This window comes from Sphingomonas folli, assembly GCF_019429525.1.
Taxonomy (GTDB): Bacteria; Pseudomonadota; Alphaproteobacteria; order Sphingomonadales; family Sphingomonadaceae; genus Sphingomonas; species Sphingomonas folii.
The window spans coordinates 275,227-286,916 of record NZ_JAHXZL010000003.1 but is presented as its reverse complement, the minus strand read 5'-3'; the positions used below and the strand labels follow the sequence as shown (position 1 = coordinate 286,916).

At 71.5% G+C, this 11,690-nt stretch carries 8 protein-coding genes; 7 read left to right on the top strand and 1 reads right to left on the bottom strand.

The window, feature by feature from the left end; translation table 11 throughout:
- Position 1 precedes the first annotated feature (1 nt).
- Positions 2-1,087 (bottom strand): amidohydrolase family protein, encoded by a 1,086-nt coding sequence (locus KZ813_RS06295; RefSeq protein WP_219754112.1) that lies wholly within the window; start codon positions 1,085-1,087, stop codon positions 2-4.
- 133 nt (positions 1,088-1,220) lie between these two features.
- On the opposite strand from KZ813_RS06295, the gene KZ813_RS06290 reads away from it, so the two are divergent.
- The 7 genes from KZ813_RS06290 to KZ813_RS06260 all read left to right on the top strand — a co-directional run bounded on the left by KZ813_RS06290 (position 1,221) and on the right by KZ813_RS06260 (position 11,638).
- The gene (locus tag KZ813_RS06290; protein WP_219754111.1) at positions 1,221-3,314 is read left to right on the top strand and encodes a glycoside hydrolase family 36 protein; all 2,094 of its coding nucleotides are present in this window, start codon (positions 1,221-1,223) and stop codon (positions 3,312-3,314) included.
- Positions 3,311-4,255, top strand: a complete 945-nt coding sequence (locus KZ813_RS06285; RefSeq protein ID WP_219754110.1) for a DMT family transporter — start codon at positions 3,311-3,313, stop codon at positions 4,253-4,255. Before KZ813_RS06290 ends, KZ813_RS06285 begins: the two co-directional genes overlap by 4 nt.
- Before the next feature lie 71 nt (positions 4,256-4,326).
- Positions 4,327-5,610 (top strand): D-tagatose-bisphosphate aldolase, class II, non-catalytic subunit, encoded by a 1,284-nt coding sequence (locus KZ813_RS06280; RefSeq protein WP_219754109.1) that lies wholly within the window; start codon positions 4,327-4,329, stop codon positions 5,608-5,610.
- Positions 5,603-6,745 (top strand): SIS domain-containing protein, encoded by a 1,143-nt coding sequence (locus KZ813_RS06275; RefSeq protein ID WP_219754108.1) that lies wholly within the window; start codon positions 5,603-5,605, stop codon positions 6,743-6,745. The genes KZ813_RS06280 and KZ813_RS06275 overlap by 8 nt, the downstream gene beginning before the upstream one ends.
- On the top strand, positions 6,742-7,674 hold the full coding sequence (locus KZ813_RS06270) for an N-acetylglucosamine kinase (protein WP_219754107.1): 933 nt from the start codon (positions 6,742-6,744) through the stop codon (positions 7,672-7,674). Before KZ813_RS06275 ends, KZ813_RS06270 begins: the two co-directional genes overlap by 4 nt.
- A gap of 191 nt (positions 7,675-7,865) precedes the next feature.
- Entirely contained in the window at positions 7,866-9,794 is a 1,929-nt protein-coding gene (locus KZ813_RS06265) for an NPCBM/NEW2 domain-containing protein (RefSeq protein WP_219754106.1), read from the top strand.
- 764 nt (positions 9,795-10,558) lie between these two features.
- Positions 10,559-11,638 carry a sodium:calcium antiporter gene (locus KZ813_RS06260; protein WP_219754105.1) on the top strand — a complete coding sequence of 360 codons (1,080 nt, stop codon included), beginning with the start codon at positions 10,559-10,561 and terminating at the stop codon, positions 11,636-11,638.
- Positions 11,639-11,690 lie beyond the last annotated feature (52 nt).

Here is an 11,690-nt window from a genome sequence, read left to right as displayed (position 1 = left end):
CTCACCCCGCCAGATGGAAGAACCGCCGCGCGTTGCCCCAGTAGATCTTGTCGATCACCGCGCGCGGCAGGTTGAGCCCCCGGGCATCGGCGCCGATCGCCTCGACCCGCTGCGGCAGCGGCGTCGCGAGATAGCGCCAGTCGGCGCGCCAGACGCGGTCGGCCTCCCTGGGGAAGTCGCTGGTCGCGGGCGGGTTCTGCGCGCGCGCGGCGGGGTCGGGCGGGCTGTCGGTGAGGTCGGTGCCGTAGAGGATACGGTCCTGATATCTGATGAAGAAGGCGCGTACCTTGGCGAGGTCCGCGTTCGACTGGACCTGGAGGTTGGAGAGCCGCGCGGCGAGGTCGACCACGGCGTTGGGATAGCGGTCGAGGAAGCGCGCCAGCTCGTCGACGCTCCACTCCAGGCTGGCCATGTGCGCGCCGTCGAACGCCAACTTGGGGTGGCGCGCGACGAAGCGGTCGCGCGCCGCCATCAGCGCCTCGTAGCTCGGCTCCTCCGGGTGGAGGTACATGTAATATTCCGGGTGCGCCTTGAAATAGTCGCGGTCGTTGTCCGTGGTCATCTGGTCGAGCGGCAGCCAGCAGTTCTTGGGCTCGGCCTGGTGCGCGATCAGCGGGATATGGCGCTGCTCCAGGTGTGCCATCACGCCGTCGAAGCGCGGATCGTCGAGGAACACGCGTTTGCCGCTCGGATCCTTGGCGACCATCCCGATGTTCTTCCACACCTTCACCGCGATCGCGCCGCGCGCGAAGGCCTGGTCGAGCTGCGCGATCGTGCGCTCGGTCCAACCCGGGGTGCCGAAGCCCGCCATCGAGAAGGTGGTGGCGTAGCGGAAATCCGCGGGGTCGGCGGCGCGCATCGCGCGCGCGATCCGCGCCTGATCGGCGAGCGCGGGGAAATCCGGATAGTCCACGTTGATCGACAGCACCTCGAAACGGTCGCGCCGGGCCAAGGCGAGGAAGCGCGGGTCCTCGACGTTGGCGTGGAAGTGCGAGTCGAATTTGGCGACGCGCGCGAAGTCGGCCTCGGTATAATGCGCCGCGGGCGTCGCCGCGCTCGCCATCAGCAGGGCCGCGATCAGGCTCATCGTCTCTCTCTCCCACACTCGCACGTAACGAAAGAAAACGCGCGTTGATGTTGCGGTTTTCGTTTGCGCGCGCGTCCGCGTTGGTGCAAGCTCTTTCTCATCGGCCGTCGAGCCGCACGGGAGAGAGTCAGCGATGCCGTTCACCCCTGTCACGCGCCGATCGTTGCTCGCTCGCCTGCTCGTCGGCGGCGCGGCGGTGTCGCTGCCCGATCTCGGCGGCGCGGTGTGGGCGGCGGCCCCCGCGGGCGTGCGGCTGGGCGACGGCACGCTGACGATCGACTATGACCGCGCGATGCGCGCCACGGTCTCGTATCGCGGCCTGGCGATCACGCCGCGCGCGCGGCCCGAGGCGCTGTTCCTCGCGGGCGGCGCGCCGCTCGGCAGCTTCCTGCTGCTCGACCACCGCGAGGAGGCCGCCGCCGGCGCACATGGCAACGGGCGCCGCCACCTGCTGCGCGCCACCGCCGGAGGTCAGGTCGAGCAGACGCTCGCGGTGACCTTCCTCGACGCCTACCCCGGCCTCGCGCTCTACGAGGTGAGCTATCGCAACACCGGCGCGGCGCCGCTCGCGGTCGCCGGCTGGCGCGTCGCGACGCACGACCTGAGCGCACACGCCGACGGTGCCTGGACCTTCGCGGGGGCCTCCTACCCCGACCGGCGCGACTGGGTGCAGAAGGTCGCGCCCGGGTTCGAGCAGCGCAACTTCATGGGGATGAACGCCTCCGACTATGGCGGCGGCACGCCCGTGGCGGTGGTGTGGCGGCGCGACGTCGGGCTCGCCGTCGGCCTTCTCGAGACCAGCCCGCGCCAAGTCGCGCTGCCGGTGGCGGCGCAGCCCGGGGCCACCCGGATCGGGCTGAGCGGCGACCAGCCCGCGCTGCTCGCGCCGGGCGCGACGCTGACGCTGCCGACCGCCTTCCTGATGGCGCATACCGGCGACCATTTCCGCCCGCTCGACGCCTATCGCCGGCTGATGGCGGAGCGCGGGGTCGCGGCGCCCGCGATCCCCGAGTCGAGCTACGGGCCGATCTGGTGCGCCTGGGGCTATGAGCGCGACTTCACGCTCGACCAGGTCTACGGCACGCTGCCCAAGGCCAAGGCGCTCGGCTTCGAATGGGCGGTGCTCGACGACGGCTGGCAGACCGCGGAGGGCGACTGGAAGCTCAACCCCGCCAAATTCCCGCGCGGCGACGCCGACATGCGCGCCTTCACCGATCGCATCAAGGCGGACGGGATGCGCCCGCGGCTATGGCTGGCGCCGCTCGCGGTCGATCCCGGCACCGACCTGCTGCGCGACCATCCCGACATGCTGCTGCTCGACCGCGACGGCTCGGCGCAGAACGTCAGCTTCTGGAACGCTTTCACGCTCTGCCCCGCGTATCAGCCGACGGTCGACTATTTCCGCGCGCTGGTCCGCCGGATCGTCACCGACTGGGGCTATGACGGGCTCAAGCTCGACGGCCAGCATCTCAACGGCGTCGCGCCCTGCTACAATCCCGCACATCGGCACGCGCGTCCCGAGGAATCGAGCGAGAAGCTCCAGGATTTCTGGAAGGCGATCCACGACGAGGCGGTCGCTGCCAACTCGGAAGCCGTGCTCGAGCTGTGCCCGTGCGGCGACAGCTTCGCCTTCCACAACCTGCCCGCCACCAACAACACGCCCGCCTCGGACCCGCTGTCGTCCTGGCAGATCCGGCTGAAGGGCAAGACCTTCAAGGCGCTGATGGGCCCGTCCGCGCCTTACTCGGGCGACCATGTCGAGCTGAGCGACGGCGGCGACGACTTCGCCTCGGCCTATGGCATCGGCGCGATCCCGTCGACCAAGTTCACCTGGCCGCGCGACACGCCCAGGCCGATGGAGAAGCTGCCGCCGGGCGGCTTCGTCCTCACCCCCGCCAAGGAGGCGCTCTGGGGCAAGTGGGTCGCGCTGTACCGCGAGCACATGCTGCCCAAGGGCCAGTATCTCGGCGGGCTGTACGACATCGGCTTCGACAAGCCCGAGGCGCACGCGATCGAGAAGCAGGGCGTGCTCCATTACGCCTTCTACGCGGACAGCTGGTCCGGCCTGATCGCGCTGCGCGGGCTGGGCGAGGGGAGCTACGCGCTGGTGGACAGCTTCACCGGCCGCTCGCTGGGCACCGCCTCGCGTGCGAGGCCGACGCTGGCGGCGACGTTCGAGCGCGCGCTGCTGGTGCGCGCCACCCCGATCGCACGGGGCGCGGCATGAGCGCGGGGGCGAGTGGGGCGGGGTCGGGGGGGCGCGGCTGGCTCGTCAACGCGCTCGTCACCGTGGTGCTGTGGGGCGTGTGGGGCGCCTTCTCGGGCCTGTCGCCGCAGCGCGGCTTCCCCGAGACGCTGGTCTATGTCGTCTGGGCGCTGACGATGGTGCCGCCTGCGCTGGTGGTGCTGAGGCAGGCGGGTTGGCGGCTCGACCGCTCGCCGCGCGCGGTCGGCTACGGGCTGGCGGTGGGGCTGCTCGGCGCGGGCGGGCAGATGCTGCTGTTCTACGCGGTGGCGCGCGGGCCGGCCTATCTGATCTTCCCGATCATCTCGCTGTCGCCGGTGGTGACGATCGCGATGTCCTTCCTGCTGATGGGCGAGCGCACCGGCCGGCTCGGCGCGATCGGTATCCTGCTCGCGTTGCTGGCGCTTCCCACCTTCGACTTCGCGCCCGGCGCGGGCGGAGCAGGGGCGTCGGCGGCGTGGCTGCTGCCCGCGGTGGCGGTGATGCTGTGCTGGGGCGTCCAGGCCTATTTCATGAAGGCGGCCAACCACGTGACCTCGGCGGAGAGCATCTTCGTCTATATGACGCTGTCCGGCCTCGCGCTCGCGCCCGTGGCCTGGGCGATGACCGATACCGGCCGCGCGATCAACTGGGGGCTCGACGGACCGGGGCTGGCCGCGGCAATCCAGCTGCTCAACGCGATCGGCGCGCTGACCCTGGTGTTCGCCTTCCGCTACGGCAAGGCGATCATCGTCGCGCCGCTCGCCAACGCGGGCGCGCCGCTCGCCACCGCGCTGATCTCGCTCGCGGTGCTGCACGTCGTGCCGGGACCGCTCAAGACGCTGGGGATCGTGCTCGCGCTGACCGCGTCGCTGCTGCTCGCGATCGAGCCCGACGCGGCCGATCCGGAGACCGAGGTCGAGCCCAGCCCCGCAGCAATTTAGTTTCGCCAAGTTTCGTTTTCTTGTGTTCTGCTGTGTCTGGCGCTATGTCGGGCGCGTTAAGGGAGACGCACGTGCAGATACTTCTCGACCTGGTGAACCGGCACAAGGCGGGGGAGCGCGTCGGCGTGACCTCGGTCTGCTCGGCGCACCCACTGGTGATCGAGGCGGCGCTGCGCCACGCGCTGGCGAATGAGGCGCCGTTCGCGCTGGTGGAGGCGACCTCCAACCAGGTGAACCAGGACGGCGGCTATACCGGCATGGTCCCGGCCGACTTCCGCGCCTTCGTCGAGCGCATCGCGGATCGCATCGCCTTCCCGCTCGAGCGGCTGGTACTGGGGGGCGACCATCTCGGCCCCAACGCCTGGACCGCGCTGCCCGCCGCCGAGGCGATGGACAAGGCCGAGGTGATGGTCGCCGATTACGTCCGGGCCGGTTTCGCCAAGATCCATCTCGACTGTTCGATGAGCTGCGCCGACGATCCCGTGCCGCTGCCCGAGCGGACCATCGCCGAGCGCGCCGCGCGGCTGTGCCGCGCCGCGGAGGACGCCTATGCCGGTGATCCCGCGGCCGCCCCGGTCTATGTCATCGGCACCGAGGTGCCCGTGCCGGGCGGCGCCGCCGAGGACCTCGACGAGCTGGCGGTGACCGACCCCGTAGCGGCGATCGCCACCGTCGACATGCACCGCGACCTGTTCCGCGCCGCGGGGCTCGCCGATGCCTGGGAGCGCGTGATCGCCACCGTGGTGCAGCCCGGTGTCGAGTTCGACCATGACAAGGTGGTCGACTATCGGCCCGAGCGCGCGGCGGCGCTGAGCCGCGCGATCGAGCCGGTGCCGCACCTCGTCTACGAGGCGCACTCGACCGACTATCAGACTCCGCGGGCGCTCGCCGCGCTGGTGCGCGACCATTACGCCATCCTCAAGGTCGGCCCCGGCGTCACCTTCGCGCTGCGTGAGGCGCTGTGGGCGCTCGACGCGATCGAGCGCGAGACCGTCGCCGAGGGGGCACGCGCGAACCTGCGCGCGGTCACGATCGGGCGGCTGCGCGCCGAGCCGAGGAACTGGGCGAGATACTATCATGCCACCGGTGCCGCGCTCGACCTGCAGCTGCAGTACAGCCTGTCGGACCGGATCCGCTATTACTGGCCCGACGCGGAGATCGTGGCGGCGCAGGAGGGGCTGTTCGCCAACCTGCGCGAGACCCCGCCGCCGCTGCCGCTGCTGAGCCAGTATCTGCCCGCGGCCTATGCCGCGGTGCGCGCCGGCCGCGCCGGCCTCGATCCCGCCGAGCTCGTGATGGCGCACGTCGGCGCCACGCTCGACGCCTATCACGGAGCCTGCTTTCCCCATGACTGACACGCTGATCGTCGCCCCCTCCGCGGAGCCCGGCGACTCCTCCTGGACGCGGCGCGAGATCGCGCAGCAGCCCGCGACGCTGCGCGCCACCCAGGCGCTGCTGCGCGACTCGCGTGCGGCGATCGAGGCCTTCCTCGCGCCGCTGCTCGCCCGCCCCGAGCTGCGCGTGGTGCTGACCGGCGCGGGCACCTCGGCCTTCATCGGCGGGTGCCTCGCGCCCTGGCTGTCGCGCGCGCTCGGCCGCTCGGTCGAGGCGATCGCCACCACCGACATCGTCGGCGCGCCCGACCTGCACCTGCGCGCCGACGCGCCGACCTTGCTGGTCTCGTTCGGCCGCTCGGGCAGCAGCCCCGAGAGCGTCGCCGCGGTCGAGCTGGTCGACCGCCGCGTCGCCGAGGCGCATCACCTGATCGTGACGTGCAATGCCGAGGGCGAGCTGGCGCGACGCGGCGGCGCGCGCGCGCACGTGATCGTGCTGCCCGAGGCGACGCACGACCGCAGCTTCGCGATGACGTCGAGCTTCACCGCGATGACGCTGGCGGCGCTCTCGGCGCTCGGCGGCATCGCCGCGATGGACGCGCGGATCGAGGCGATCGCGGCAGGCGTGCAGGACATGCTGGCGCGCGCCGAGCCGGTCGCCGCGGCGCTGGCGGCGCGCGGGTTCGATCGCGTCGTCTATCTCGGCAGCGGCGTGTTCAGCGGGCTGGCGCGCGAGGCGGCGCTCAAGCTGATGGAGCTGAGCGACGGCGCGGTCGTCACCGCCTTCGACAGCGCGCTCGGCTTCCGCCACGGGCCCAAGACGATCGTCACCGACCGTACGCTGGTGGTGGTGTTCGTCGCCAACGACCCGCTGACGCGCCGCTACGACCTGGACATCGTGGCCGAGCTGCGCGCCGACGCGCGCGCGGGCGAGGTGGCATTGGTCTCGGCGCGGGCGGACGAGGGCGCCACGATCGCGCTCGCCGGGATGGAAGACGCGCCCGACGTCGACCTGCTCTTCCCCTTCATCGTGCCGGCGCAGCTGTTCGCGCTCCACGTCTCGCTCGCGCTCGGGCTCACGCCCGACCAGCCCAACGCGAGCGGCACGGTCAACCGCGTGGTGCAGGGCGTGCGGATCCACGCCGAGGAGGCATGAGTACGGGCCGCTACCTCGGCGTCGACGGCGGCGGGACCAAGACCGAGTTCGTCCTCATCGACGCCGCGGGCGCGGTGATCACGCGCGCGGTGACGGGCACCACCTACCACCTCGAGGTCGGCGAGGAGGAGGCGGTGCGGCGCATCGCCGAGGGCGTGAGCGCGATCTGCACCCAGATCGGCGCCGCGCCCGCGCACCTCGACCACGTCTTCCTCGGCCTGCCCGCCTACGGCGAGGACAGCGTCGTCGACCCGCGGCTCGACGCCGCGGTGCGCGACCTGCTGGGTCACGCGCGCTACCGCTGCGACAATGACATGGTGTGCGGCTGGGCGGGATCGCTGGCGTGCGCCGACGGGATCAACGTCGTCGCGGGCACGGGCTCGATCGCCTACGGCGAGCGCGGCGGCCGCGGCGCGCGCGCGGGCGGCTGGGGCGAGCTGTTCGGTGACGAGGGCTCGGCCTATTGGATCGCGCGCGCCGGGCTCGCCGCTTTCTCGCGGATGAGCGACGGGCGTATCTCGGTCGGCCCGCTGCACGCGCTGCTGCGCGAGGCGCTCGGGCTCGACGACGACCTCGCGCTGTGCGAGCGCGTGATGGGGGAGCGCGGCATGGCGCGCGGTGAGATCGCCGCGCTCGCCACGATCGTGTCGCGCGCCGCGGACGCGGGCGACGCCGCCGCCCGCGCCATCCTGGCCGAGGCGGCCGCCGAGCTGGTGCTGCTGGCCGCCGCGCTGCGCGAGCGGCTCGGCTTCGATCCGGGCGAGCGCGTGCCGGTGTCCTGGTCGGGCGGCGTGCTCGCCAACGTGCCCGCGGTGCGCGACGCCTTCGCGACCGGGCTGGAGGCGGCGGGCTGCGCGCCGGTCGAGCCGCTCCACGCGCCCGGCTATGGCGCGGCACTGTACGCGCGGCATCTGGCGACGACGCGCTAGCCGTTGCGCTCTCCGCCTGATCCGCCGCTGTTCTCCTGCACAGGCAGGAGCCTAGTGCCACAGGCGCCGACGCGCGCGGCTCTGGGCTCCGGCGTTCGCCGGAGCGCGGCGGAGCGGGTGGAGCGACGTCTCCGGGCCTTTCTGGTGCAGCAGCGAGATCTATGATGTGGCGAACAGCGAGGTCCCGTCCGATGCGCCTGCCGACCCTGTCCCTCACCGCGCTCGCGCTCGTGCTCGCCGGCCCCGCCGCTGCCGCGCCCGACCCGCTCGCCCCGACAGGGCGCTGGTCGGCGCCCGAGCACACCGCCGCGCGCACGCCGCCGATGGGGTGGAGTTCGTGGAACGCCTTCCGCACCGAGGTCGACGAGGCGAAAGTGATGGGCGCCGCGCAGAAGCTGGTCGACAGCGGGCTGGCCAGGCTCGGCTATCGCTACGTCAACGTCGACGACGGCTGGTGGCTCAAGCGCCGTACCAGCGACGGGCGGCTGGTGATCCGCACGCGAATCTTCCCCTCGGCCGCGGTCGCGGGCGGCGACACCAGCTTCCGTCCCTTCACCGACCGGCTCCACGCGATGGGGCTCAAGGCCGGGCTGTACAGCGACATCGGGCGCAACGCCTGCTCGCAGGCCTATGACCTGCGCTCGCCCAACCTGCCCGAGGGGAGCACGGCGGAGCGCGAGGTGGGCCTCCACGGCCATGTCGACCAGGATATCGCGCTCTACTTCCGCGACTGGGGCTTCGACTATCTCAAGGTCGATGCCTGCGGGATCAACGTCTACGCGCCCGGCGCGCCGGTGGTGGTGCAGAACGGCTATCGCGCGTTCCCGCCGCTGATCGACCAGGCCTCGATCAACCGCACCGACGTGGCGCAGGTCCGCTCGCTCTATGCCGCGGTCGCGGCGGCGATCGCGCGCTACCGGCCCAGCGGTGACTCGATCCTGGCGCTGTGCACCTGGGGCAGCGCGGACGTGCGCCGCTGGGGCAAGGAGGTCGGCCAGATGTGGCGCACCAGCCAGGACATCACGCCGCACTGGACGCGCATGCTCCACTCGTTCGACAGCGCGGCGACCCGCGCGCTCTACGCCAAGCCCGGGGCGTGGAACGATCCCGACATGCTGTTCATCGGCCAGGGCGACTTCGACGCCGATCACCTCACCGAGGCGCGCACGCATTTCGCGCTCTGGGCGATCATCGACGCGCCCCTGTTCATCGGCTACGACCTGCGCCAGGCGCCCGACAGCCTCATGAAGATCTGGGGCAACGCCGACGTCGTGCGCGTCAACCAGGACCCGGGCGGCCACCAGGGCGTGATCGCCTACGCCTCGGACGACGTGCAGACGATCGTGAAGACGCTGAGCAACGGTCACAAGGCGGTCGTGCTGCTCAACCGCGGGCTGGCGCCGGCGGAGATGGATCTCACCGCGGCGCAGCTCAAGCTCGCGCCCGACGCGCCGATCACGCTGCGCGACCTGTGGAGCGGGCGCCCGCTCGCCCCCTTCACCGGCGAGGCGAGATTCACGCTGGCGCCGCGCGAGAGCCGCGTCTTCGAGGTGAGCGGCACGCGGCGGCTGCGCGACGGCATGTACCTCTCGGAGGTGCCCGGCGACGTCAACGTCGCGGTCGACGGCGTGGTCGTACCCGAGCCCGACCCGGTGGTGCACCGGATGATGGGGCAGTGGAGCGGCACGCGCGACACCGGCGAGCGCCCGACCTACGCCGGCTGGGGCGGCGCGCAGGCCGACGCCACGCCCTATGACCAGACGCTGCAGGTCGCGGGGCACGTCTATGACACCGGCATCGGCGTGCTGGCGCAGTCGCGGCTCGAGGTACGCGCGCGCGGCGCGGAACGGTTCGAGGCGATGATCGGCGTCGATGATTCCACCCGCGACACGCGCGACGCCGCGGAATTCCTGGTCTACGGCGACGGCCGGCTGCTCGCGCGCTCGGGCGCGATGCGCCTCGGCATGGCGGCGCGCCCGCTGCGCGCCGCGCTGCGCGGCGCGCGCGTCGTGGAGTTGGTCACGCGCAAGATCGGGCACGCCACCGACGTGCCGCTCGTGACCACCTGGGCCGAAGCAGCGCTGCGCGGCGGCGGGGAAGGGCCGGCGCCGCGACGCTAGAGGAACCGCGTCGCCACGCTGCTCGCTGCCCCGGTCCGTCGCGGCGCCGGTCGCGCGCCGGCTCGGGCGATCGCGCCTCGGAGACTTCTTGACCACCACGGCCTGCGGGAATGATCGCCAGGTTCGATCGTCGCCGCTCGTGCTGACCGCACGCCTGATCATGTGGCATGACCGAGCGTTTCCCGCCGCCCGGGGGTGGCCTATGCGTTCTGGTAGAGCCTTGCGATCATAGCGCTAGGCAAGCGATCATGACTCGCCGCCCGCTATGATCCCCCGAGACGATCCCGCGAACACGTGCTTGTCTCGGTTCTAGAAGCGGAACCGAATGCCGGCGGAGAGCAGGCTCGCTCGCCGCCGGCGCCGATCGCGAAGGGAGCGGGCAGGAGAGGGCGCCTGCGTCGTTGCGCTCAGGCCCCGGACGTCGCCCCTCGCCCGATCGCCAGCCTGCTCCTCGGCATCATCGTCATTCTCGAGCTGCCCGCCGCGCGAGGTCGCGACGGGCATACCGCACTAGGCGCGCATGGTGGGCACGCGCGAGACAAACGCCTCCCCGTCCCGAGGCGCGGCGCTCGGCACTTCGTCTCAGCGACGATCAGCAGGCGTCCCGATGCTGGTAAGCGGTCGGCCCGCCCTGAACGAACGACGCCGATTTTCGAAGTCGCGGCGCTCGACTCCTCGGCACCGCGCGCGCCGCGCGGAACGCCTGGTCAGCTGGTTCGCTAAGAACGGTCGCCCGTGGCTCGCCGCCAAACTGGAAGTTTCGTATGTTCGACGGACTCGGCCTGCCGATCCTGCTCGCGATCTTCGCGGCGTGCGCGGGCGTGATCTGGATCGCGGGTGTCAAGCTCGCCGACACGACCGACATCCTGTCCGCGCGGCTCCACCTAGGCAAGGCGCTCGGCGGGATCATCGTGCTCGCCTTGGCCACCAACCTGCCCGAGATCGCGATCACCGTCAGCGCGGCGCTGGCCGGCAACCTGGGCGTGGCGGTTGGCAACATCCTGGGCGGCATCGCCATCCAGACGGTCGTGCTGGTGGCGATGGACGTCGCCATGAAGGAGAAGGTCCCTCTCAGTTACCGTGCCGCCAGCCTCACGCTGGTCGTCGAGGCGGTGCTGGTCGTGGCGGTGTTGATCGTGTCGATCATGGCGACGCAATTGCCCAGCACGCTCATCGCTGCCCGCCTGACCCCCGGGGCGGTGTTGATCGCCGTCCTGTGGGTGGTCGGTGTGTGGCTCGCCAGCAAAGCCAGCGAGGGACTGCCGTGGCAAGATGCCAGCGGCACCGCTCCCGACGGGCAGGAAGAGCCCAAAGGCCATTCGCAGGCGAAGAAGGATGACGCATCGGATCGGCAGGGCGAGAGCACGATCCGCGTCGCAGCCACCTTCGGTACGGCGGCGCTGGCGACCCTGGCAGCCGGCGTGCTGCTGGAGCGGAGCGGCGATGCGATAGCCGATCATATCGGGCTCAGCGGGGTGCTATTTGGCGCGACGGTGCTTGCGGCCGCGACGTCGCTGCCCGAACTCTCGACCGGTATCACCTCCGTCCGCATGAAGGACTATCAGCTCGCGGTCAGCGACATCTTCGGTGGAAACGCCTTTCTTCCCGTCCTCTTCCTGTTGGCCGTCGTCATCTCCGGCAAGGCCGTGCTCCCCGATGCCGAGGCGAGCGACATCTATCTCGCCGGTCTCGGCGTGCTGCTGACCTGCGTCTACGCCGCCGGCCTGATCTTCCGACCCAGGCGGCAGATCTGGCGGATGGGGATCGATTCGTTCGTTGTGCTCGTCCTTTACGCGCTCGGCCTGGGGGGCCTGTTCGCTATCTCGGGTGCGAGCGGGGGATAGGTCGCCGTGCACCGTCCGCGCACCGGCGCAGGCGTGGTCGGGCGCATACGTA

What these genes read in the sequence shown, in the direction of transcription:
- KZ813_RS06295 (WP_219754112.1), bottom strand. Translation starts at nt 1,087, where the DNA reads ATGAGCCTGATCGCGGCCCTGCTGATGGCGAGCGCGGCGACGCCCGCG.
- KZ813_RS06290 (WP_219754111.1), top strand. Translation starts at nt 1,221, where the DNA reads ATGCCGTTCACCCCTGTCACGCGCCGATCGTTGCTCGCTCGCCTGCTC.
- KZ813_RS06285 (WP_219754110.1), top strand. Translation starts at nt 3,311, where the DNA reads ATGAGCGCGGGGGCGAGTGGGGCGGGGTCGGGGGGGCGCGGCTGGCTC.
- KZ813_RS06275 (WP_219754108.1), top strand. Translation starts at nt 5,603, where the DNA reads ATGACTGACACGCTGATCGTCGCCCCCTCCGCGGAGCCCGGCGACTCC.
- KZ813_RS06270 (WP_219754107.1), top strand. Translation starts at nt 6,742, where the DNA reads ATGAGTACGGGCCGCTACCTCGGCGTCGACGGCGGCGGGACCAAGACC.
- KZ813_RS06265 (WP_219754106.1), top strand. Translation starts at nt 7,866, where the DNA reads ATGCGCCTGCCGACCCTGTCCCTCACCGCGCTCGCGCTCGTGCTCGCC.
- KZ813_RS06260 (WP_219754105.1), top strand. Translation starts at nt 10,559, where the DNA reads ATGTTCGACGGACTCGGCCTGCCGATCCTGCTCGCGATCTTCGCGGCG.